General features: G+C 70.3%; 20 protein-coding genes and 2 tRNA genes. 13 read left to right on the top strand and 9 right to left on the bottom strand.

The genetic code is table 11. The annotated features are described in order from the left end of the window. Positions 1-63 precede the first annotated feature (63 nt). A complete protein-coding gene (gene pepN, locus ACWCP6_RS02610; RefSeq protein WP_450930458.1) occupies positions 64-2,694 on the bottom strand; it encodes an aminopeptidase N in 2,631 nt (876 codons plus the stop codon). A 180-nt stretch (positions 2,695-2,874) separates the two neighbouring features. Between pepN and ACWCP6_RS02605 the strand changes: the two genes are divergently transcribed. Next, positions 2,875-3,513, top strand: a complete 639-nt coding sequence (locus ACWCP6_RS02605; protein ID WP_450930457.1) for a mycothiol-dependent nitroreductase Rv2466c family protein — start codon at positions 2,875-2,877, stop codon at positions 3,511-3,513. A gap of 185 nt (positions 3,514-3,698) precedes the next feature. On the opposite strand, the gene ACWCP6_RS02600 is transcribed toward ACWCP6_RS02605, so the two are convergent. The 3 genes from ACWCP6_RS02600 to ACWCP6_RS02590 form a co-directional block, all read right to left on the bottom strand. Beyond that, complete coding sequence (locus tag ACWCP6_RS02600) at positions 3,699-4,340, bottom strand: superoxide dismutase (protein ID WP_450930456.1); 642 nt, start codon at positions 4,338-4,340, stop codon at positions 3,699-3,701. 227 nt (positions 4,341-4,567) lie between these two features. Further along, complete coding sequence (locus tag ACWCP6_RS02595; RefSeq protein WP_450930455.1) at positions 4,568-6,034, bottom strand: amino acid permease; 1,467 nt, start codon at positions 6,032-6,034, stop codon at positions 4,568-4,570. A gap of 187 nt (positions 6,035-6,221) precedes the next feature. Continuing rightward, positions 6,222-7,619 carry an amino acid permease gene (locus tag ACWCP6_RS02590; protein WP_450930563.1) on the bottom strand — a complete coding sequence of 466 codons (1,398 nt, stop codon included), beginning with the start codon at positions 7,617-7,619 and terminating at the stop codon, positions 6,222-6,224. 270 nt (positions 7,620-7,889) lie between these two features. Between ACWCP6_RS02590 and ACWCP6_RS02585 the strand changes: the two genes are divergently transcribed. After that, the gene (locus tag ACWCP6_RS02585; protein ID WP_450930454.1) at positions 7,890-8,483 is read left to right on the top strand and encodes a biotin transporter BioY; all 594 of its coding nucleotides are present in this window, start codon (positions 7,890-7,892) and stop codon (positions 8,481-8,483) included. A 24-nt stretch (positions 8,484-8,507) separates the two neighbouring features. Here ACWCP6_RS02585 and ACWCP6_RS02580 read toward each other — a convergent pair whose 3' ends face one another. Beyond that, the gene (locus tag ACWCP6_RS02580) at positions 8,508-9,839 is read right to left on the bottom strand and encodes an FAD-binding oxidoreductase (protein WP_450930453.1); all 1,332 of its coding nucleotides are present in this window, start codon (positions 9,837-9,839) and stop codon (positions 8,508-8,510) included. Positions 9,840-9,938: 99 nt separating this feature from the next. Further along, on the bottom strand, positions 9,939-11,432 hold the full coding sequence (locus ACWCP6_RS02575; protein WP_450930452.1) for an amino acid permease: 1,494 nt from the start codon (positions 11,430-11,432) through the stop codon (positions 9,939-9,941). A gap of 326 nt (positions 11,433-11,758) precedes the next feature. Between ACWCP6_RS02575 and ACWCP6_RS02570 the strand changes: the two genes are divergently transcribed. Together ACWCP6_RS02570 and ACWCP6_RS02565 are read left to right on the top strand one after the other, a co-directional pair. Then, positions 11,759-12,244, top strand: coding sequence for a ribose-5-phosphate isomerase (locus ACWCP6_RS02570; RefSeq protein ID WP_450930451.1), 486 nt, complete (start codon positions 11,759-11,761; stop codon positions 12,242-12,244). Positions 12,245-12,328: 84 nt separating this feature from the next. Next, positions 12,329-13,138, top strand: coding sequence for an Fpg/Nei family DNA glycosylase (locus ACWCP6_RS02565; protein WP_450930450.1), 810 nt, complete (start codon positions 12,329-12,331; stop codon positions 13,136-13,138). A gap of 22 nt (positions 13,139-13,160) precedes the next feature. Here the strand turns inward: ACWCP6_RS02565 and ACWCP6_RS02560 are convergent, their stop codons facing one another. Next, on the bottom strand, positions 13,161-14,390 hold the full coding sequence (locus ACWCP6_RS02560) for a GNAT family N-acetyltransferase (RefSeq protein ID WP_450930449.1): 1,230 nt from the start codon (positions 14,388-14,390) through the stop codon (positions 13,161-13,163). Positions 14,391-14,517: 127 nt separating this feature from the next. Between ACWCP6_RS02560 and ACWCP6_RS02555 the strand changes: the two genes are divergently transcribed. Together ACWCP6_RS02555 and ACWCP6_RS02550 are read left to right on the top strand one after the other, a co-directional pair. Beyond that, entirely contained in the window at positions 14,518-15,666 is a 1,149-nt protein-coding gene (locus tag ACWCP6_RS02555; protein ID WP_450930448.1) for a PP2C family protein-serine/threonine phosphatase, read from the top strand. A gap of 99 nt (positions 15,667-15,765) precedes the next feature. Beyond that, complete coding sequence (locus tag ACWCP6_RS02550) at positions 15,766-16,224, top strand: HD domain-containing protein (RefSeq protein ID WP_450930447.1); 459 nt, start codon at positions 15,766-15,768, stop codon at positions 16,222-16,224. Between the two features lie 38 nt (positions 16,225-16,262). On the opposite strand, the gene ACWCP6_RS02545 is transcribed toward ACWCP6_RS02550, so the two are convergent. Then, the gene (locus tag ACWCP6_RS02545) at positions 16,263-17,423 is read right to left on the bottom strand and encodes an acyltransferase family protein (RefSeq protein ID WP_450930446.1); all 1,161 of its coding nucleotides are present in this window, start codon (positions 17,421-17,423) and stop codon (positions 16,263-16,265) included. Positions 17,424-17,911: 488 nt separating this feature from the next. On the opposite strand from ACWCP6_RS02545, the gene ACWCP6_RS02540 reads away from it, so the two are divergent. From ACWCP6_RS02540 to crcB (ACWCP6_RS02520), 5 genes are all read left to right on the top strand, one after another. Next, a complete protein-coding gene (locus tag ACWCP6_RS02540) occupies positions 17,912-18,106 on the top strand; it encodes a hypothetical protein (RefSeq protein ID WP_450930445.1) in 195 nt (64 codons plus the stop codon). A 308-nt stretch (positions 18,107-18,414) separates the two neighbouring features. Then, positions 18,415-18,765, top strand: coding sequence for a DUF190 domain-containing protein (locus ACWCP6_RS02535; RefSeq protein ID WP_450930444.1), 351 nt, complete (start codon positions 18,415-18,417; stop codon positions 18,763-18,765). Between the two features lie 520 nt (positions 18,766-19,285). After that, positions 19,286-19,756 (top strand): fluoride efflux transporter CrcB, encoded by a 471-nt coding sequence (gene crcB / locus ACWCP6_RS02530; RefSeq protein WP_450930443.1) that lies wholly within the window; start codon positions 19,286-19,288, stop codon positions 19,754-19,756. A gap of 97 nt (positions 19,757-19,853) precedes the next feature. Then, positions 19,854-20,192: a DUF190 domain-containing protein gene (locus ACWCP6_RS02525; RefSeq protein WP_450930562.1), complete on the top strand. Its 339-nt coding sequence runs from the start codon at positions 19,854-19,856 to the stop codon at positions 20,190-20,192. A gap of 11 nt (positions 20,193-20,203) precedes the next feature. Continuing rightward, entirely contained in the window at positions 20,204-20,560 is a 357-nt protein-coding gene (gene crcB / locus ACWCP6_RS02520; protein ID WP_450930561.1) for a fluoride efflux transporter CrcB, read from the top strand. 397 nt (positions 20,561-20,957) lie between these two features. On the opposite strand, the gene ACWCP6_RS02515 is transcribed toward crcB (ACWCP6_RS02520), so the two are convergent. Next, a tRNA-Gly gene (locus tag ACWCP6_RS02515) sits at positions 20,958-21,028 on the bottom strand. Between the two features lie 128 nt (positions 21,029-21,156). Here ACWCP6_RS02515 and ACWCP6_RS02510 point away from each other — a divergent pair. After that, a tRNA-Pro gene (locus ACWCP6_RS02510) sits at positions 21,157-21,233 on the top strand. A 185-nt stretch (positions 21,234-21,418) separates the two neighbouring features. Beyond that, a complete protein-coding gene (gene tig, locus ACWCP6_RS02505; RefSeq protein ID WP_450930442.1) occupies positions 21,419-22,810 on the top strand; it encodes a trigger factor in 1,392 nt (463 codons plus the stop codon). The last annotated feature ends 190 nt before the right edge of the window (positions 22,811-23,000 follow it).

Here is a 23,000-nt window from a genome sequence, read left to right as displayed (position 1 = left end):
GTACGCACGTTCGAAGACCGAAGGCCCTTGGGCCAATTGCGATCACCAAAAGTGCCGATGCGATTACCGTGCGTCCTGAAGGGCCGTGTCGCACGCCTGCCCGCGCAGCGTCCGCGCCAGGTCGTCGCGGGCCTCCAGAACCAGCCTTCGCAGGGCCGGCGGCGCCTGCCGGTTTGCGGCCAGCCAGCCGTCGGTGGCGTCCAGGGTCTCCTGCGAGTCCTGCAGCGACGGGAACAGCCCCTTCACCACGTGCATGCCGATCTGGATGGACCGCTCGGCCCACACCCGCTCGATCGCGTCGAAGTACCGGGTCGCGTACGGAGCCAGCAGGTCCCGCTGCGAGGGCTGTGCGAACCCGGCGATCGTCGCCTCCACCAGGGCGTTGGACAGCGCATCGGACTCCACGACCTGCGCCCAGGCCTGCGCCTTCACCGCCTCCGACGGGCGAGCGGCGAGGCACCGCACCTGGTGGCGCTTGCCGGACGCCGTGTCGTCCCGGGCGAGCTCCGCCGCCAGCGCCTTCTCGTCGGCGATCCCGTGCGCGGCGAGGGGCGTCAGGAACGCCCACCGCAGCTCCTGGTCGACCTCGAGCCCGTCGACCTCCACGGTCCCGTCCAACAGGTCCTGGAGCAGCCGGAAGTCGGTGTCCCGGCAGGCGACGGCCGCGAAGAAGCGCGCCCACGCCAGCTGGTACTCGCTGCCCGGACCGGCCAGCCGCAGCTCCCGAAGCGCGCCCTCGGCCAGCAGCGGTCCACCCTCCTCGCGCCACTGAGGAGCCGCGTAGAAGGTGAGTGCCGAATCGGCCCAGGTGTGCAGCATCTGCAGCACCCCGATGTCGGTCTCGCGTCCCGCGAACCGCAGGACCAGATCGACGAAGTCCCGCGCGGGCAGGAGCGCGTCCCGCGTCAGGTTCCACAGCGCCGACCAGCACAGGGCGCGCGCCAGCGGGTCGGTGATCTCGCCGAGCCCCTCGCGCAGCGCCGCCAGCGACCCCTCGTCGAAACGGACCTTGCAGTAGGTCAGGTCGTCGTCGTTGACGAGGACCAGGTCCGGCGCGTCGACTCCGGCCAGCTCCGCCACGACGGTGCGTGCCCCGGTGACGTCCAACTCGGCGCGGGCGTACCGCTGGAGCGCCCCGCTTCCGTCCTGCGTCAGACCGCCCCGCCGGTACAGCCCCACGGCCACGCGGTGCGGCCGCAGCCCGCCGAGCGGGGGAGCGGTGTCCCCGGACGCGATGGGCGCGGGAGCCTCCTGGAGGACGGTCAGCTCGGAGATCCGTCCGTCGGCGTCGAGCAGCACCTGCGGGGTGAGGGAGTTGACGCCGGCGGTCTGCAGCCACGCCCGCGACCAGGCGGCCATGTCGCGCCCGGACGTCTCCTCCAGTACCGACAGCAGATCGCCGAGGGTCGTGTTCCCGTACGCGTGCCGCTTGAAGTACCGGCGCGCGCCCTCCAGGAACGCGTCCTGGCCGACGTAGGCCACGAGCTGCTTGAGCACCGAGGCGCCCTTGGCGTACGTGATGCCGTCGAAGTTGAGCTTGGCGTCCTGCAGGTCGCGGATGTCGGCCGTGACCGGGTGCGTGGACGGCAGCTGGTCCGCGCGGTAGGCCCAGGCCTTGCGGCGGTTGGCGAAGGTGATCCAGCCGTCCGTGAAGCGGGTCGCCCCGACCAGCGAGAACGCGCCCATGAAGTCGGCGAAGGACTCCTTGAGCCACAAGTCGTCCCACCACCGCATGGTGACCAGGTCGCCGAACCACATGTGCGCCATCTCGTGCAGGATCACGTTGGCGCGGCCCTCGTAGGCCGCCTGTGTCACCTTGCCGCGGAAGATGAACTCCTCCCGGAAGGTCACACAGCCGGGGTTCTCCATCGCGCCGAGGTTGTACTCGGGCACGAACGCCTGGTCGTACTTGCCGAACGGGTACGGGTAGTCGAAGTGGTCGTGGAAGAAGTCCAGGCCCTGCTTCGTCACCAGGAAGACGTCGTCCGAGTCGAAGTGCTTGGCCAGGCTCCTGCGGCACATCGCGCCGAGCGGGATCCGCAGCGTCGTACCGTCGTCGAAGGTGCGCGCGTACGCATCCGTCACATAGTGGTACGGACCGGCGACGACCGCCGTGATGTAGGTGGAGATCGGCTTGGTCTCCGCGAAGCGCCACCGGCCGTCGACGTGCTCGCCCTCGCCGTTGCTCCACACCTGCCAGCCCTCGGGCGCCGTCACCTCGAAGCGGAAGGGGGCCTTCAGGTCCGGCTGCTCGAAGTTGGCGAAGACCCGTCGCGAGTCCGCCGGCTCGTACTGGGTGTAGAGGTAGACCTCGCCGTCCTCCGGGTCGACGAAGCGGTGCATGCCCTCGCCGGTGCGGCTGTAGGCGCACCGGGCGTCCACCACCAGCTCGTTCTCCGCGGCCAGCTCCTCCAGGGAGATCCGCGACCCGTCGAAGACCTCCGACGGGTCCAGGTCCTTGCCGTTCAGGGACACTGCGGTGACGCTCGGCGCGATCAGGTCCGCGAAGCTCGACGCGCCCGGCTCGGCGCAGCGGAACCGGATCGTCGTCACCGACCGGAACGTGCGCGGCCCGGCGGCCTCGTCGTGGTCGCCGACCGCGGAGCGCAGGTCGAGCGCGACCTCGTACCCGTCGACGGACAGCAGCGCGGCCCGCTCCTGGGCCTCGTCGCGGGACAGATTCTCACCGGGCACGGGCGGCACTCCCTTGTGGCTCGCTCGACGGATGGTCGAAGGGGTCGGACAGCGCCGATCCTCGCATGTGCCGCTGACGTGGCACACCCGGGAATGAGCCGGGCGCCGTTCGCGTTGCAGCGGGATGTGCCAGCACGCATCACGTCGTGATGCGTCCGTGTGATGCGTACGAGGAGAGACATGTCGGAGAAGACCCCCGTCGACTTCTGGTTCGACCCCCTGTGCCCCTGGGCGTGGATGACCTCACGCTGGGTGCTGGAGGTCGAGAAGCTTCGCGACATCGAGGTCCGCTGGCACGTCATGAGTCTCGCCGTGCTCAACGAGGACAGGCTCGACGATCTGCCCGCCGAGTACCGGGAGATGATGGAGACCAAGGCCTGGGGTCCGGTCCGTGTGGTCGTCGCCGCGCAGCAGGAGCACGGTCCCGAGGTGCTCGGCGCGCTCTACACCGCCCTCGGCACGCGTATCCACAACAACGGCGAGGGTGTCACGCGCGAGGCCGTCGCCGCCGCGCTCCGGGACGTCGAGCTGCCCGCGTCGCTGGTCGAGTACATGGACAAGGACACCTACGACGCCCAGCTGCGGGCCTCCCACAAGGAGGGCATCGAGAAGGTCGGCCAGGACGTCGGCACCCCCGTCATCGCGGTGCCGGGCGCGGACGGCGAACAGGTCGCGTTCTTCGGCCCGGTCGTCACTCCGGCCCCGAAGGGCGAGGCGGCGGCCCGCCTCTGGGACGGCACGCTGCTGGTGGCGTCGACCCCGGGCTTCTACGAGCTCAAGCGGAGCCGCACCAAGGGCCCGGACTTCAGCAACCTCTAGCGCACCCCGGCGCACCGGGGCCCGGGGCGCCCTGCACCGCGCCCCGGCTTCCCCGGGAGCGCCCGAGCCGTCCCCGGCAACCGGAGGGCCCCCGCGAGTCACGTCCTCGCGGGGGCCCTCCTCTTTTCCGCCTGCCGCGTGAAAGGCGAGAAGACGATCACGAGCAGGACGACCGGGTCACCCCGTCACGGGGTGAGCAGCAGCGCGTTCCCGCGCTCCCTCGCGGCGGCGTAACGCTTCGCCACGTCCTGCCAGTTGACCACCTGCCACATGGCCTCGACGAAGTCGACCTTCTGGTTCCTGTACTGGAGGTAGAAGGCGTGCTCCCAGGCGTCGAAGACCAGGATGGGCGTGGAGCCCTGGCCGACGTTGCCCTGGTGGTCGTAGACCTGCTCGACGATCAGCCGGCCGCTCAGCGGCTCGTGGGCGAGGACGCCCCAGCCCGAGCCCTGGGTGGTCGCGGCGGCCTTCGACAGCTGGGTCTTGAAGGCGGCGAACGAGCCGAAGGACTCGGTGATCGCGTCCGCGAGCTCGCCCACGCCGTCGGCCGCCAGCGGCTCGCCGCCGCCGTCGCCGGTCATGTTGTGCCAGTAGATCGAGTGCAGGATGTGCCCGGAGAGATGGAAGGCCAGGTTCTTCTCCAGGCCGTTGATCGCGCCCCAGGTCTCCTTGTCGCGGGCCTCGGCAAGCTGCTCCAACGTGTCGTTGGCGCCCTTCACGTACGCCGCGTGGTGCTTGTCGTGGTGCAGCTCGATGATCTCGGGGCTGATCACGGGCGCGAGCGCGGAGTAGTCGTACGGAAGTTCGGGAAGCGTGTAGACGGCCATGCCCAGGGTCCTCTCCGACCTCTTATTGCACATCACTTGCAAGTGCAGACTATCAGCAGGTGCAGCTGAAGGTGTGCAGTCCGGGAACGGGGGGCGGGGAAGCCGGAGAGCAGGGGGAACGAGGCAGGGAAGCGGGCTGGGAAGAGCCGGTCGGACATGCGAAAGAGCCCCTGCGCGGAGCGGATGCTCCGGGCAGGGGCCCTTCTCGTGGCCGGGGGTCCGGTCGGTTACGCGTCCTCGAGCGCGGGCTCGGCCGCCGCCTTCGTGGCGTCGGCGGACGCGGCACCGCGCTCACGGGCCTTCTGCCAGGCGTATCCGACGACCGCCAGGAACACCGTCATGCCGCCGGTCGAGTACAGCTGGACACGGGTGTCCGGCTGGCGCGCCATCAGGACGAAGATCGCGGCCATGGCGAGCAGCGCCACCCAGGTGAGCACCGGGTACAGCCACATCCGCACCACGAGCTTCTCCGGGGCCTCGTGGTTCAGCCTGCGGCGCAGCAGCAGCTGCGAGACGGCGATGAAGAACCACACGACCAGGATGACCGCGCCGATCATGTTGAGCAGCCAGGCGAAGACGTCGTTGGGCCGCCAGTAGCTGAGCAGCACGCAGGCGAAGCCGAAGACGGAGGAGACCAGCACCGCGACCCGGGGGACCCCGCCGGAGACCTTGCCCAGCACCTTCGGGCCCTGGCCGCGCGCCACCAGCGAATACGCGATGCGCGAGGAACCGTAGATGTTGGCGTTCATCGCGGAGAGCAGGGCGACCAGCACGACGATGTTCATGATCTGGCCGGCCGCCGGGATGCCCAGGTGGTCGAGGGTCGCGACGTAGGGGCCCTTGGCGACGACGTTCTTGTCGTTCCACGGCAGCAGCGTGACGATGACCGCCATCGAGCCGATGTAGAACAGCGCGATGCGCCACATCGCCGTCTTCACGGCCTTCGCGACGCCCTCGATGGGCTTCTCGGACTCCGCCGCGGCGATCGTGACGGTCTCCAGACCGCCGTATGCGAAGACCGAGGCGAGCAGGCCGATCACGAGGCCCTCGCTGCCGTTCGGCAGGAAGCCGCCGTCACCGGTGAGGTTGCTCGTGCCGGGGGAGTCGGTGCCGGGCAGGACTCCGAGGATCGCGAGCAGACCGAGGACGAGGAAGAGCGTGATCGCGCCGACCTTGAGGGCGGCGAACCAGAACTCGAACTCGCCGAAGTTCTTCACGGCCGCGAGGTTCGCACCGCAGAACACGACCATGAACAGGGCGACCCAGGCCCACTCGGGCACACCGGGCAGCCAGCCGTGGGCGATGTGCGCGGCGCCCATGCCCTCCAGGCCGACGGCCGTGCACAGCAGCACCCAGAACGACCAGCCGGCCGTGAAGCCCGCCCACGGCCCGATCGCCCGCTCGGCGTGTGCCGAGAAGGAACCCGAGGAGGGGTACGCGGCCGACATCTCGCCGAGCATGCGCATCACCAGCATGACCAGCAGACCGGACACGGCGTACGCGATGACGATCGACGGGCCGGCTGCGGCGATGCCGGCCCCGGAGCCCACGAAGAGGCCCGCGCCGATGACACCGCCCAGGGCGATCATCGACAGATGACGTTGCTTGAGTCCGTGCGACAGGGCCGGCGCGGTGCCGGCGGCGGAGTCGGATGCCGTGGAGTTCGGCTCGACGTCCTGAGGGGTCCGAGACATGGGCGCGGCTGGTCCAATGCGTGAGACTACGAGCGGAAACCCCGCCAGTGTGGGGGACGCACCGCTCAGAGGAGTGGCTTTCCCGGTATTCGGACGCAACGATCACGGAAAGCACACATTCCGCTACGGCGGCTGCCGGATGGCCGGCAGACGACCGCCTACCCCTTTCCGCGGTGCCCACGCGCTCCTATCCGCGGCGCGCCCGCACCTCGCGCACCAGCGCCACGCCCAGCACGAGAACCGTCGCCCCGGCGGACCACAGCACCTGGGGCCGGGCCCCGTCGTCCCCGAGCATGAGCACGAGCACCACCGCCACGCCGAAGAGCGTCGCCCAGGTGAGCCAGGGGTAGGCCCACATCCTCAGCACCAGCCGCTCCGGTGCCTCCAGTTCGAGCCGGCGCCGCAACCGCAGCTGCGACACCGCGATCAGGCCCCAGACGAAGAGCAGCACCGCGCCGACCGAGTTGAGCAGATAGAGGAAGACCGAGTCGGGCCACTCCAGATTGAGGACGACGGAGACGAACCCGAACGCCACCGAGGCGAGGACCGCCCGCCGCGGCACCCCGCCGCCGGACACCACGAGCAGTCCCCTCGGTGCCTCACCGCGCTCGGCCAGCGAGAACACCATCCGCGAAGCCCCGTACAGATTGGCGTTGAGCGCCGAGAGCAGCGCCACGAACACCACGATGTTCATCAACTGGCCCGCGGACGGCACCCCGATCGTGTCGAGCACCTTCACATACGGGCTCAGCCCGGGCTGCTGCGCCGTCCACGGCAGCACCGTGACGATGACGAGCATCGACCCGACGTAGAAGAACAGGATCCGGAACACCGCGCTGCGCACGGCCCGCGCCACCGACCGCGCCGGGTCGTCCGACTCGGCCGCCGCGATGGTGACGACCTCCAGGCCGCCGAACGCGAAGACGACGGCGAGGACACCGGAGACAACGCCGTCCCAGCCGTGCGGCAGGAACCCGCCCGCGCCGGTCAGATGGCCGAGCCCCACGGCGTGGGTGTCCGGCAGCACCCCGAAGATCGCGAGCACGCCCAGCACCAGGAACACCACGATCGCGCCGACCTTCAGCGTGGCGAACCAGAACTCGAACTCGCCGAAGTTCTTCACCGCCGAGAGGTTCGCCCCGGTGAACACGAGCATGAAGACCAGCACCCACGCCCACTGCGGCACCCCGGGCGCCCAGCCGCTCGCGATGCGTGCCGCGCCGGTCGCCTCCACGGCCAGCACGACCACGAGCATGAACCAGTACAGCCAGCCCACCGAGAACCCGGCCCACCGCCCGAGCGCCCGCTCGGCGTGCACCGAGAACGACCCGGACGCGGGCATCGCCGCCGACATCTCGCCCAGCATCCGCATCACGCACATCGCGAGCGCCCCCGCGATCAGATACGACACGACGATCCCGGGCCCCGCGACCGCGATCCCGGCCCCGGACCCGACGAACAGCCCGGCGCCGATCACCCCGCCGAGCCCGAGCATGGTCAGATGCCGCTGCTTGAGGCCTCCGCCGAGCGGCTCGTCGGCCCTCATTGCTTCCGTGGTGCGGGCGGAGGGGCTCGACTGGTGCATGGTGCTGGTGACGGCTTTCATGGCGAGCGGACGATTTGGTGAGACTCCACAGTCTCCGGCGCCCGGGCCCTCCCGTGCAAAACGAGCGTGCTCCCAGCCTGGACGGAGTGACCAGCATCACCCCCCGGCGTGTGGAGACCCCACGCTTTGTATGAAGCACACCAACACCGCGCTCGTCGGTTTGTCGGCGGCAGACGCTGATCTTCGTCCGCGCCCTGGGATACGGTCACCGGGTTCCCAACCGTCCCGACCATCCCGCGGAGTCCACCGATGAGCACCGCCGCCGTCACCCATCGCCCCGGCGAGGTCCTGGCCGACCTCCTCCCCGCGTCGTCCGAGACCCGCGCCCGGGTCCGGGACGCCGCGCTCGTCGTCGGCGGCGCAGCGCTCACCGGCCTCGCCGCGCAGATCGCCGTGCCGATCCCGGGTTCCCCGGTGCCGGTGACCGGCCAGACCTTCGCCGCGCTCCTCGTCGGCACCGCGCTCGGCGCCCGCCGTGGCTTCCTGTCGCTCGCGCTGTACGCGCTCGCCGGTGTGGCGGGCCTGCCGTGGTTCGCACAGGGCACCTCCGGTGCGAGCGCCCCGTCCTTCGGCTACATCCTCGGCATGCTGCTCGCGTCGACGGTGGTCGGCGCGCTGGCCCGCCGCGGCGGCGACCGCTCCGTGCTGCGCACCGCCGGGACGATGGTCGTCGGCGAGGCGATCATCTACGCGATCGGCGTGCCCTACCTGGCCTTCGCCACCGGTATGTCGCTGACCGCCGCCGTCGCGGCCGGCCTGACGCCGTTCCTGATCGGCGACGCCGTGAAGGCCGCCCTGGCGATGGGCGCGCTGCCCACCGCCTGGAAGCTCGTCAGGAAGTGACACCGCACGGCATCGGGTGTCCGCTCACCTGATGTTGTAGTTCCTGCGGAAGAGGTTCGCCGGGTCGTACTCCGACTTCAGTCCGGCGAGCCTCTTGTGCGTCTCGGGGTCGTACAGGCCCTCCGTGCGGTCGCCCGCACCGAAGGCGAAGTTGAGCGCGCGGCCCGTGGTCCACGGTGCCAGCGGCGCGAACGCCCGGTCCAGGTGCGCCCGAGCGGCACCGCGGTCCCCGAGCACGGTGAGCAGCCGCACCAGGAACGCCCCGTCGCGGTGCGGCACCGCGTTCGGAGCCTTCCCGCCGAGCGCTCCGCCCAGGTGGTTGACCTGCACCACGCACATCATCGGCGCACCGGGACCGGTGAGCGCCAGGACCTCGTCGGCCGCGTCCGCATCCAGCTCGCGCAGCACCGCGCTGTCCCCGTAGTACGCGTGCGGGAAGTCCGGGTCGCTGTGGATGGTGTGGCTCTCGGCGTACGGCATCTCGCGCAGCGAGTCCGCGAGCACCGGACCGATCCCGCGCAGCGGGGCCGTCAGCCGCTCCCCGTCGGCGGCGCTCCCCGTGTACGCGACCCGCACGGAGAGGATGTACCGCCCGCGCAGATGCCCGGGCAGCGCGGGCACGTCCGGGTAGGTCACGGCGGCGAAGGACGACGTCAGCTCGTCCGGGACGGTCGTGGCCCACTGCTTGTACGCCCGCAGCACCTGTGCCGGGGAGACCACGCCGCCGTCGAACGACACCGAACCGCCGTACAGACGGGTGAGCGGCACCAGGCCGGTCTCCAGCTCGGTCACCACGCCGAAGTTGTGCCCGCCGCCGAGCAGGGCCCAGAACAGACCGGGGTCGGACTCCGGCGACACCTCGCGCAGCTTTCCGTCGGCGGTGACCACCTCCATGCGCCGGACGTGGTCGGCGGCGTAACCGAACGTCCGGCCGAGGATGCCGAGTCCGCCGCCCAGTGTGTAGGAGACGGCGCCCACGCCCGGCGACGAGCCGTTGAGCGGAACCAGGCCGTGGGGCGCCGCGGCCTCGACGACCCGGCCCCAGCGGGCGCCCGCCTGGATGCGTGCGGAGCGCGCCTCGGCGTCGACGGTCACCCCGTCCATCCGCCGGGTGGTGATCAGGACGCCGCCCTCCGCGTCCCCCGGCACCCCGTGGCCGGTCGCCCGGACGCCCACGGGCAGTCCCTCCGATGCCGCGTACGACACCGCCGCGGCCACGTCCTCGGCCGAGGACGCCGCGAAGATCACGGCCGGCCGCTGGGTGCACCCGGTCTGGAAACCGGCGAGCTCCTCCTCGTACCCGGTGTCACCGGGCAGCAGTACGACACGGTCCGCGCTGAAATCCGACAGGCTCACGGAAAAGGCCCTCCCTCGTTGGCGACGTCCACGGGGACGTCGTTGCGACGAGGGAGAGCCTGTCCGTCAAACCTGACAACTGCCGTCAGCTTTTTGCCGCTACGGGGCGACCTCTTCGCGGGCGGCCGCGTCGGAGACGCCGTCGGCCGCAGGGGCCGGGCTCTTCCGTCCGAGCATGTCCCGCACCAGCGAGATGGCGACCACGATCGCCGCGACGAGCAGCGACAGCAGCACCTGGTCGCGGCCGTCCTTGTCGGTGAGCATGTAGACCAGCACGAACGAGATCATGCCGATCGTGGCCCAGGTCAGGTACGGGAAGAGCCACATCCTCACGACGTGGCGCTCCGGCATCTCGCGCTGGATGATGCCGCGCATCCGCAGCTGCGTGAAGCAGATGACCAGCCACACGAACAGGGCGACCGCGCCGGACGAGTTCAGCAGGAACTTGAAGACGGTGTCGGGCCACTCGTAGTTGAAGAAGACCGCGAGGAAGCCGAAGACGACCGAGCCGAGGATCGCGGCCTGCGGCACGCCGCGCGCGTTGGTGCGTCCGAAGGCCTTCGGCGCGTCGCCGCGCTGGCCGAGCGAGAACGCCATGCGGGACGCGGTGTACAGACCGGAGTTGAGGCAGGAGAGCACGGCCGTCAGCACGATGACGTTCATGAACTGGCCGGCGTGCGGGATGCCGATCGAGTTCAGCGCGGCGACGTACGAGCCGTCCTTGGTGATCGACTTGTCGTTCCAGGGCAGCAGCGTCAGCACGACGAAGATCGAGCCCAGGTAGAAGACGCCGATCCGCCAGATCACGCTGTTGGTGGCCTTGGTGACCGCGCGCTGGGGGTCCTCCGACTCACCGGCGGCGAGCGTCACGATCTCGCTGCCCATGAAGGAGAAGACGACCATCAGCACACCGGTGAGGATGGCGCCCCAGCCGTTCGGCAGGAAGCCGTGCGTGTCCGTGAGGTGCGCGAACCCGGCACCCGGGTTGTCGGAGCCCGGCAGCACGCCGAAGACGGCGAGCAGGCCGACGACGATGAACGCGCCGATCGCGACGACCTTGATGCCGGCGAACCAGAACTCGAACTCGCCGTAGGAGCTGACCGAGGCCAGGTTCGTCCCGGTGAGCACCAGCATCACGATGAGCGCCCAGGCCCACTGCGGCACCGAGGGCACCCAGCCGTTGAGGATCACGGCACCGGCGGTGGCCTCGACGGCCAGCACGACGACCCAGAAGAACCAGTACAGCCAGCCGATCGTGAATCCGGCCCAGCGGCCCAGTGCACGGTCGGCGTATTCGGAGAAGGAGCCGGAGGCCGGGTTGGCCGCGGCCATCTCGCCGAGCATCCGCATCACGAACACGACCAGCGCGCCGACCAGCGCGTAGGAGATGAGGATGGCGGGGCCGGCGGTGGCGATGCCGGAGCCGGAGCCGACGAACAGGCCGGCGCCGATCACGCCACCGATCGCGATCATGGAAAGGTGGCGGTTTTTGAGGCCTGCCTTCAGGCCGTCGCCGCCGCTGTTGTGCGGCTGCGGATTCCCGGGGGTGCCGGGTGCGCTGTCTGCCTTCGCAAGGTTGGGTTGCGAGGTCATGGACGAATCCTTAGGTTCTCGGGTCAACGAGCCCTGGCATTGAAACCCAGGGTTACGAATTACGGAAGACCCGACTCCGATTCGTTGTGCGCATTCCGTAGGTGCGCCGCTGCGGATTCCGTGGCGGCCGAAGGCGCAGTTCCGGGCGGTCCGGTGGGGCTACCCGTCGGTTCGGACGGGCTCAGCGGCCGGGTCGACCGTGACATGTGCCACAGACGGATGGGCCGGGCAACCGCGCCGCCGCGACCCGCGTCACGGCATCCTCCGCGAACCCGCCGTGACCCCGCTGCCACGCCGGGCGCCGCGCGCATGCCACACTCGGAGCCATGCGCGTGTACCTCGGCTCGGATCATGCCGGCTACGAACTGAAGAACCACCTCGTCGAGTGGCTCAAGGCGCACGGGCACGAGCCCGTCGACTGCGGCCCCCACATCTACGACGCCCAGGACGACTACCCGCCGTTCTGTCTGCGGACCGCCGAGCGGACGGCCGCGGACCCGGACTCCCTCGGCATCGTGATCGGCGGCTCCGGCAACGGCGAGCAGATCGCGGCCAACAAGGTCAAGGGCGTCCGCGCCGCACTGGCCTGGAGCGAGCAGACCGCCGCGCTCGGCCGTGAGCACAACAACGCCAACGTCATCGCCGTCGGCGCCCGTATGCACTCCACGGAAGAGGCGACCAAGTTCGTCGAGATCTTCCTCGCCACCCCGTTCTCGGGCGACGAGCGTCACGTGCGGCGGATCGACATGCTGACGCACTACGAGACGACGGGCGAGCTGCCTGCGATCCCGGCGCACCACCCGCAGCAGTAGCCGACGTACCGGAGGGGCACCCGGTCAGCGGGTGCCCCTCCGCCGTGTTCCCGCACCACATCCCTACGCCTTGGAGACAGACCCGTGCCGGAAGGGCACACGATTCACCGGCTGGCGGCCGACCACCGGGAGCGCTTCCTGGACGCCCCGGTCCGGGTGACGAGTCCCCAGGGCAAGTTCGCGGACAGTGCCGCCCTCCTCGACGGTGCCCCCCTGACCGCCGCCGAGGCACACGGCAAGCACCTGTTCCTCGGCTTCGCGGCCGTCGGCTGGGTCCACGTCCACCTGGGCCTCTTCGGCAAGTACGGCTTCGGCGCGCACCCGGTCCCGCCGCCCACCGACACGGTCCGCCTCCGCCTGATCGGCTCCACCGCCTACGCCGACCTGCGCGGCCCCACGACCTGCGCACTGATCACGGACGCCGAGAAACAGGCGATACACGACCGGCTCGGCCCCGACCCGCTCCGCGACGGCGACGACCCCGACCGGGCCTACCGCCGGATCTCCCGGAGCCGCACGACGATCGCCGCGCTGCTGATGGACCAGAAGGTCGTCGCGGGCGTCGGCAACGTCTACCGCGCCGAGGTCCTCTTCCGGCACGGCATTGATCCCTACCGCGTGGGCAGGGACATCTCGTACGCCGAATGGACCGCCATCTGGACGGACCTCGTGGAGCTGATGCACGAGGGCGTGCGCAACAACCGCATCGACACCGTGCGCCCCGAGCACACCCCGGAGGCGATGGGCCGCCCGCCGCGCGTCGACGACCACGGCGGCGAGGTGTACGTGTACCGCAGGGCCACCCTGCCCTGCCACATCTGTGGCGGCGAGATCCGCACCGCCGGTCTCGCCGCCCGCAATCTGTTCTGGTGCCCGGCCTGCCAGAAGCACTGACGGGCCGGGCACCGCACCAGGATCAGAAACCGTGCGGCAGCCAGGGTGCCAGCGTCGAACCGAAGGCCGGTGACGCCTCGGCCAGCGCGCCCTCGCGCAGCTCCCGCACCCGCCCGGCGCCCGCGAGCGCGGCGAGCTGCACCCCGCCGAGATAGGCGGCACCCAACTCCCGCACCGACAGGGCGAGATCGGGGTCGTCCCCGGTCCGCACGCAGGAGGCGCCCTTGGCGTCGCCGGTGAGCCGCCAACGCCCCGCGTTCCACGGACAGAAGGCGTCCTCCACCTCCAGGACCACATCCACGGGCGTCAGGTACGTCCGCGCCTCCAGGGCAGCGCCGACGTCCACGAGCCGCACGTGCAGCGAGTCCCGCAGGCGTACGCCGCAGCGGCGGATGTCGGAGACCAGGTGCTGCCAGGGGTCGTCCACGGGGCGGTTGCGCAGCGAGACCGTGCCCGTCAGGTCGATGTCGAAGAGGAACCGCCACAGCGCCGCGTACGCCGCCGGCTCCAGCGCCTCCAGATCCCGGAGCACCACCGTGCCCTTCGGGCCGGACGCGTCCCAGTCGGGCTTGTTGTGGAAGCGCGCGTACCCGACGACCTCCCCGTCGCGCTCCGCCAGCACGCACTGCAGCGGCGACGAGCCCCTGCGCTCGCTCTCCGGATCGAGCACCGGCAGGTTCTCCCAGCCCGGCCCGCGAGCCAGCATCCCGGGCCGCCCGGGCACCCGGAGCGCGTACACGGCCTCGCACACATCGCGTACGCCCACGGGGTCCGCGAACCGCAGCGTCACCTCGTCCGTGCCGGGCGGCACGGACAGCCGCACCCGGTCCGTGTCGATGTCGGCGGCGAGCTGCGCCGTGGCGATCCCGTAGCCGAACCGGCCGTAGATCACCGGCTCCGACGCCGTCAGCACCGCCAGCGGCTCCCCCCAGGACCGGACGTCGTCCAGCTGGCGCCGCATCATCGAGGTGAGCACCCCGCGCCGGCGGTGCGTGGCGGCGACGCTGACCATCGTGACGCCCGCGGCGGGCACCACGGCGCCGCCGGGGACGGACAGCCGGAACGAGAACGCCCCCGCCGTTCCGACGCACTCCTCGCCGTCCCACACGCCGATCGACCGGTCGAACTCGGTGAGCGACCGCCACAGTTCCCGTTCCTCGGGTGCCTCGGCCACACCGCCGAACGCAAGCTCCAGCCGCCCGTACCACGTGTCCCAGTCGGCAGGCCGCAGCACCCGCACGTCCATCGTCATGAGCCATGCCTACCAGGGCGCGACGGGATCAGCGAGACATTTTCCCGCGGGCCGCGCGGCCCCGGACGGGGGACAAGTGGGACCTCCCGTGCGAAGCACCTTGCCCGCTGGATAGGGTCGCCGAGCAATGGCGGGACGACGCGCGGAAGCCGAGACGTTCACGGCCCGGATGAAGAAGCGACTGCACCGGGTCCGCACCGGCCTGCGCAAATCAGGGGTCGACTACTTCCGCGGCGACGGCTCCGACTGGATCGCGCTCGTCGGCCTGATCCTCACGATCCCCCTGATCGCCGGCTGCACCCTGGCCGACCCCGTGTGGTGCTCGCCCGCCGCGCTCGTCCTCCCCATCGTCGCGGGCGGTCTGCTGCTGCGCCCGGCGAGCCTGCTCGGCCTGTACGCCACCGCGGCCGCCGCGCTCATCGTCGAGTCCCTCGCCCTCGGCCCGTACGGCGAGGGCCCCTCCCGGGTGACCCCCGGTGTGGTGCTCGTGGTCGCCGCGTGCGGTTTCTTCGGACTGCTGATAGCGCAGTTCCGCAGCCGGGTCGGCGTTCCGTGGCGACGTGGCGGCACCATGCTGTTCGACCTGCGCGAGCGCATCCGCATCCAGAGCAAGCTGCCCCAGCTGCCGCCCGGCTGGCACCGCGAGATGTCGCTGCGGCCCGCGGGCGGCCAGTCCTTCTCCGGCGACTTCGTCGTCGCGGCCCGGACCAACGGCGGCCGCACCCTCGAAGTGGTCCTCACGGACGTCTCCGGCAAGGGCATGGACGCCGGCTCCCGCGCACTGCTGCTCTCCGGCGCCTTCGGCGGGCTGCTCGGCTCCCTGCCGCCGCACGCGTTCCTGCCCGCCGCCAACGGCTATCTGCTGCGTCAGGACTGGGACGAGGGCTTCGCGACCTCCGTCCACCTCGTCCTGGACCTCGACTCGGGCGACTACGAGCTCTTCTCCGCCGGGCACCTCCCGGCGCTCCAGCTCAGCGCGGGCACCGGCCGCTGGGCCGAGCAGGCCGCCGACGGGCCGCTGCTCGGCGTCTACGACGGGGCGCAGTTCGACCCGATCAAGGGCACCCTGCGGCCCGGCGATGTCCTGATGCTGTTCACCGACGGCCTCGTCGAGACCTCCGACCGCGACCTCGCGGAGGGCATGGACCGGCTCACCGGCGAGGCGGAGCGCTATGTCGCGGGCGGCTTCCACGGCGCCGCGTGGCATCTGATCGAGGCGGTGGCGAAGGACGTCAACGACGACCGGGCGCTGCTGCTGATATGCCGGGAGCCCTGACCAAAGAGCGGCGGCCGGGGGCGGGCGCCCCGGGGCGTGGGGGAGTGGGCTGAGCACGAGTGCCGCGCCCGGCCGGGGCGCGGCGACGAGGAGGTCCGTATGACACGGCAGTTCCTGACCCTGGACGAGGTCGAGGCGATCGCCTGCGAGGCGCACGCCGGCCGGACCGACAAGGCCGGGCGCCCCTACACCGAGCATCTGCGGGCCGTCGCCGACGGTGTGCGCGAGCGCGGCGGCTCCCCCGAACAGGTCGCGGCGGCCTGGCTGCACGACGCCGTCGAGGACGACGCGCTGTCACGGCAGTGGCTCGAGGACGCGGCGCTGTCGCAGGGGACGAAGGACATCGTGCTCGCCGTCACCAAGCGGTCCGGCGAACCCCCGGAGGCGTACGCCCGGCGCATCCTGGACACACCGGGCGCTCTGCTGGTCAAGGAGGCCGACCTCGCCCACAACGCCGACCCGGAGCGCCTCGCCGTCCTGGACGCGGCCACCCGCGACCGGCTGACCAGGAAGTACGCGGTGATGCGGGGGCTGCTGGGGCTCACCGGAGGCCGCTGAGCGGCCCGCTGCCGGTCCCGAGGGCGTTCGGCGGCGCGTCAGCCCGCCGTCGCAACGGTCTCCCGGGCCCGGGGGTCCGGTTTGAACGCCCACCGCATCTCCGGCTCCATCGCCCAGCGGAACACCCGGCGCACGGGCGGGGTGCACAGCAGCGACACGACGGCGGCCGCGACCAGGGTCACGAAGACCTCTCCGTACGGACTGTGCAGCCAGGCGAAGTCGTCGAACCAGCCCCAGAAGCGGGAGCCCTTCGCCAGGAAGCCGTGCAACAGATAGCCGTAGAGCGTGCCCGCGCCCAGCACGGTGAACCACATCTTCCGGCGCGGCACCCAGGCGAAGAAGCATGAGGTGAGCACGATCGAGCAGCCGAACAGCGCGAACGTCATCACGACCCCGACCCACCACGGGACGCCGAGCTCCTGCGCGCTGTCGCGGTGGTAGAACCACGCCGAGGTCATCCGCGGAGCCGCCCAGTAGGCCACGACGAACGCGACGGCGAACAGGGGCACGGACAGGATCCGGATCTCGCGGCGCCGGACCATCTGGAAGTGGTGCGGCTTCAGGTTCAGGCCGAGGACGAAGAAGGGCAGGAACTGGAGCACCCGCTGGAGGTCGAGGTCGTCGCCGATGTCGGGGGAGACGGACGCCAGCACGGCGATCGCCAGCGCGAGCGGCAGCGGCCACCGCACGACCTTCCACAGGGGGGTGGTCAGCCGCCAGATGAACAGCGCGGCCAGGAACCAGGTCAGGTACCAGGGGTCCAGCAGGCTGATCGGGTGGTTCGGATCGTGGTCCGCCCACCGCTTGAAGAGCGCGTACGCCACCTCGAAGATCACATACGGCACGGCCACGCCGGTCACCAGCCGCTTGAGCCGGTCCGGCCGCATGTCGAAGCTGCGCGAGAAGTAGCCGGAGATGATGATGAACGCCGGCATGTGGAACGTGTACACGATCATGTACAGCGCTTCCGCCGTGCGGCTGCCGTCCGTCAGCGGTTCCCAGGAGTGGCCCATGGCCACCAGCACGATCGCCAGGTACTTGGCGTTGTCGAAGAACGCGTCGCGCTGTTTCGGCTTCGCGGGCTCTTCGGCGGCGGAGCCGGCGGGTCCGGCCACCGGCGCAGGGGACGCGGGGGCCGTCCGGTCGCGCTCCGCCGAGCTGGAGGACGTGCCATGCGGGGTCGTGGCAGCGTGGAACATTCGAGGCACCTTAGCCGCGTCCGCGTTATTCCGTAAAACCCCGCAGGCCATTACGGGTGTGCTGGACCTCACGTTCTGCATATCTTCCTGCGGATTATCTCCCCGGAGTCGAGAGCAAGGCTAAAGTGTCCCGATACGCCCCACTTAATCCCTCTTAAATGGTGCTATATAGGCAGCGTTCGGCGCGTGCGATGTGACGCGCGCTACGGTAATTCGAATTGCCTGCGAACGTGATGTGTGGATATGGAAACGATCACATCGAATTACGTGTGCCGCGCCCTGGTGAATTGGCCCTCGTCGGGGCGGAGCGCACTCGTCCGCAGGCCGCTCCGCAGCGCGGCCCCCGTTGTAGGTCCGTACCTGCGTGCCCAACGTTGCGTCACGTGTCGCATAGGGCGGGCGTGTTGGTGGCACGATGGTTCTGGCGGGGGTGCCGGGCTGTACCCCCGGGCCGGGAGAGCGGACCGACCGAGGGTGTGTGATCAGTTGTGGCCATTTCGCTGTCAGTTGTGCTGCTGTTGGCGATCGTCCTGGTGGTGCTGATCCGCGGGGGATCGCTCAAGGCGGGCCCCGCCATCGTCGCGGTGCTCTTCGGCTTCTTCCTCGCGTCGACGGGGATGGCGCCGTCCATACAGCGTTTCCTGAACTCGATAGCGGAAACGATCAACTCGATCAGCTTCTGACGACTTCCGGCGCCCAGGGTTCGGGGCCGGAGGCGGGGGCGGAATGACGGCGCGGTGTTGTGCACGGCGCCGGGGTTGAACGACGTGCGGTCCTCGTGCGCCCGAATCCGGCGTGCGAACCCGCGTAGCCAGTACGGTCCACGTGCTGATCACCCCCTCTCCTCTCGTTCCGCACCCACCGACCACGGTCTCCGCCCGGGGATCCTTGCTGGCCTGTGTCAGGTGTGGTCCGATGGGAGTGCGGGGATTGTCGGTCGCCCGCTCTCCGGACGATGTGCTCTCTCCCGCCGTCGGTTGAGGAGGAGCCCGTGGCCTCGCCAACACAATTCGGTCGGCTGACGATCTACCTCGATGGCGCGCGTCCGTCACGGCACGGGTCACCGACGGCGGAGCAGATCGTCCTGTGTGCCCATGAGAGCGGCCTGCTCGGGGCGAGCATGCGCTCCGCCATCGCCGGGTTCGGAGACGGCGGCACCTTGCGGCAGGAGAGACCGTTCGAGGTCGTTCGGCACCTTCCCGTCGAGATCGTGCTTGTGGACGACATGGCCGTGCTGCAGGCCTTCCTGATCCGCCTGGACCGCATGGGCATGGGCATGGGCATGCTGGCGACATTGGAGCCGGTTGACATCGCGCCCACCGCAATCGGCCGTGAGGGCTGACCTCGACGAGGACATCCGTGTCACGCGGCCGCATCTCATCACGGCTGTCCGCATCATCCACCGGGACGGACAGGACAATTCCGACCCTCGTCCTCGCCAGGTCGACGGCGTAGAGTGACATTGATGGCGGTGGGGCTCGCCGAAACCGCGACCGCATACCTGGGTCGACAACAGTCCCTACCTGGTACCTGCCACGCAGGCACGCCCACAGGTAGGAGGCCGTCATGTCCCGCCCGTCCCGGACAGCGTCTCAACCGATTCGCAGCCGCTGCCCCACGGCCCTTCCGCCCAGCGTCCGACGGACCGCGCGGGGCCGACAGCGTGAGGCCCGCGGACCACCGTCGGACCGCACAAGCGCAGCTCGGTGAGAAGAACAATGTCCCGCGGAGAACCCCCAGCCCGGCCCCGCGGCGACGCAGCGCCGCCAGCGGAGGTTCTGCCGGTCGACCCGGACGTCGAGGTCGGCGCCCGGCCGCAGGCCCCTCCCCGGCCACCAGCCAAAGCCAGGCGTTCCCGCCAGGTGGATGTCCTTGCGGTGATCGCCCTGGGCGGCGGGCTGGGCAGCCTCGCCCGCTACGGCCTCGCCCTCGCCTGGCCCACCCCGGCCGGCGGGTTCCCCTGGGCCACGTTCCTCACCAACATCTCCGGAAGCTTCGCCCTGGGACTGCTCATGGTCTGCGTCCTGGAGGTGTGGCCGCCCAGCCGCTACGTCCGGCCCTTCCTGGGCGTCGGCTTCCTCGGCGGATACACCACCTTCTCCACCTACACGGTGGAGCTGCACCACCTGCTCTCGCTGGGCGACTGGTCAAAGGCCGACGCCTACGCCCTGACGAGCCTTCTCGCCGGGCTCGTCGCGGTATGGCTCGGCATCGCGGCCGCCCGCCGGGCCACCGGACTGCCGGTGCGCCGCGGCCCCAGCCGCCGCAGCCAAGTACCCCCCTCGCCGACCGCAGCAACGGCCACCCCGCCCCCCAAGCGGTCGGCCCCGTAGGGAGGCAGCGATGAAGCCGCACCTTTCCCGGCACCACCCCGAGGAGAACCCTCCCCCACGGCCGCCGCGCCCGCCCCTGAACGGCCCGGTCCTGCGGATGACCATCTACCTGGGTGAGAGCGACCAGTTCCACCACAAGCCGGCTTACACCGAGATCGTCCACCGCGCCCACCAAGCCGGGCTTTCCGGCGCCAGCGTCTTCCGCGGCTTCGAGGGCTTCGGCACGTCATCGATCGTGCACACCACCCGCCTGCTCGATCTCGCTGAAGACCTCCCCCTGACCGTCGTCCTCATCGACGAGGAGGACCGCATCCGCGCCTTCATGCCCCAGGCCCGTGAGGTCGCCCCCGAGGCACTGGTCACGCTGGAACCGGTCCAGGTCGTCGCGCAGAGCGGCACGGAACTCAGCCCCGTCACCGAGGAGCAGATCAATTGATCCCCGTACTCATGGTGTTCCTCGGTGGCATGGTCGGTGCGCCCCTGCGCTATCTCACCGACAAGGCCGTCCAGGCCCGCCACGACAGTGTCTTTCCGCTCGGCACCTTCACCGTCAACACCGCTGGGTCGTTCATCCTCGGTGCCCTGGCCGCGGCCGTAGCCGCCCACGGCCTGCCCGGCAACGTCATGCTGCTGCTGGGCACCGGCGTGTGCGGCGCTCTGACCACCTTCAGCACCTTCAGTTTCGAAACCGTCCGGCTCCTCGAAGACGGCTCCCTCGCCGAGGCCGGACTCAACGCCATCGGCAGCCTCCTGGTCGGCCTCGGCGCCGCAACAGGCGGCTACGCCCTTCTGGCTTGGCTGTGATTCGGATGCCGATCCGGGGTGCACTTCCATCGAATCAGTCGCAAGGCGTGCGACGAGGCAGGGATCAAGGGCCTGCACTTTCATGATCTTCGGCATACCGGGAACACAGTGGCGGCTCGACGGGCACCGGTGCGCGGTGGCCGGTGTCACGGAAGGGCCACAGCACGGCCCGCGCGGCGCTGATCCATCAGCATGCGAGCGCCGGCCGTGACCGGCTGATTGCCGACACCGTGAGCGGTCTCGTGAAGAAGGGGCGCAAAGGGGCGCGCAAGAAAGATCGGAAGCACCAGGGGCACGCGGAGGGCACGCGGAGGGCACGCAGGGCTGAACGGAGCCCGGGAAAGCGATCAGGGCCAGGCAGAGGAACGAACCTCTGACCTGGCCCTGAGCCGTACAGAGCGGGCGACGGGAATCGAACCCGCGTAGCTAGTTTGGAAGACTAGGGCTCTACCATTGAGCTACGCCCGCACGGGTTGCGCCGCAGGTCAGTGACCGCGGCAACGGGAAGCATCGTAGCGGGTCGCACCCCCTTCCCGCACACTGCAATTCACGGCAGCCGTTCCGCGTGTGGGCATGTACCCTACGTGTCGCACCGACGGGGTGTGGCGCAGCTTGGTAGCGCGTCCGCTTTGGGAGCGGAAGGCCGTGGGTTCAAATCCCGCCACCCCGACCATACCTATGTGCGCGCGTCCGCATGTGCGCGTCATGATCCCCTTTGGGGGCGTCTCACGGCTGCGGTTACTATGCAAGCTGCGCTCCCGTGTGTCTCAGGTCTGATGTCTTCCGGGCAGCGCAGCTCCGCTGCGGCCGGTCTGGCCACAGCTGAATCCCAGAAGTCAGCCACAAGGAGACCGAACCGTGAAGAGCGCCGTGGAGACCCTGAACCCGACCCGGGTTCGGCTCACTGTCGAGGTGCCCTTCGAGGAGCTCAAGCCCAGCCTCGACGCGGCGTACAAGAAGATCAACCAGCAGGTCACGGTGAAGGGCTTCCGGAAGGGCAAGATCCCGGCCCGCGTCATCGACCAGCGGTTCGGCCGCGGTGCGGTGCTGGAGGAGGCCGTCAACGACGCGCTCCCGAAGTTCTACACCCAGGCGGTCAACGAGGCCGAGCTGAACGTCCTCGGTCAGCCCGAGGTCGACATCACGGAGCTCAAGGACAACGAGACGCTGAACTTCACCGCCGAGGTCGACATCCGCCCGGCCATCGAGATCCCGGACTACTCCGGCATCGAGATCGAGGTCGACGCGGTCGAGGTCACGGACGAGGACATCGAGAAGTCCGTCGAGCAGCTCCGTGAGCGCTTCGCCTCCACCTCCCCGGTCGAGCGTGCCGCCGAGGACGGCGACGTCGTGACGGTCGACCTGGAGGCCAAGGTCGACGGCGAGGTCCTCGCCGACGGTGTCGCCAAGGACGTCTCCTACACCATTGGCTCCGGTGAGCTGCTGGAGGGCATCGACGACGCCGTGAAGGGCCTGGAGGCCGGTGGCGAGACCACCTTCACCTCCGAGCTCAAGGGCGGTTCGGCGGCCGGCCAGGAGGCCGAGGTCACCGTCAAGGTCACCCAGGTCGCCAAGCGTGAACTGCCCGAGCTGGACGACGACTTCGCGCAGCTCGCCTCCGAGTTCGACACCCTCGAGGAGCTGAAGGGCGACAGCCGCAAGCGCCTCGAGAACATGAAGCAGTACGACCAGGCCACCCAGGCCCAGGAGCGTGTGCTCGACAAGCTGCTCGAGCTGGTCGAGGTCCCGATCCCCGAGAAGCTCCTCGAGGACGAGATCAACACCCGCAAGCACAACCTGGAGCACCACCAGCTCGGCCAGATGGGCCTGACCCTCGACAAGTACCTGGAGATCCAGGGCAAGACCGCCGAGGAGTTCGACGAGGAGACCCGCGAGGCCGCGGTCAAGGGCATCAAGACCCAGTTCGTCCTGGACGAGCTGGTCTCCCAGGAGAAGCTGAACGTCAACCAGGAGGAGCTCACCGAGCACCTCATGCGGCGTGCGGCCTCCTCGGGCATGTCCCCCGACCAGTTCGCGCAGGCCGTCGTCGAGGGCGGCCAGGTGCCGATGCTCGTCGGCGAGGTCGCCCGCGGCAAGGCGCTGGCCGTCGTGGTCGAGGCCGCCACGGTCAAGGACACCAACGGTGAGGTCGTCGACCTCGGCGACGAGGACGAGGACGAGGCGTCCGCGGAGGCCGCCGAGGCGTCCGCCGAGGCCGGCGAGTCCGCCGAGGACAAGACCGAGGCCTGATCCTCGCTCCCTCGCTGCGACTGACGCCAGAGGGGCCCTGGGACCTGTCCCGGGGCCCCTCCGGCGTACCCGGGGCCCACTCCGGGGCACCTGGGGCCCCTCCGGCGTGCGGGCGCCACACGCCCGCCCCTGCACGAGACGACGCGCCCTGGGCGGGGCGTCGCGCGGATGGCCGTCCGGCTCGGGTGGC

The organism is Streptomyces sp. NPDC002004, from assembly GCF_053593975.1.
Note: the sequence above shows the minus strand (reverse complement) of the source record. Positions and strands in the feature narration are given on the sequence as shown.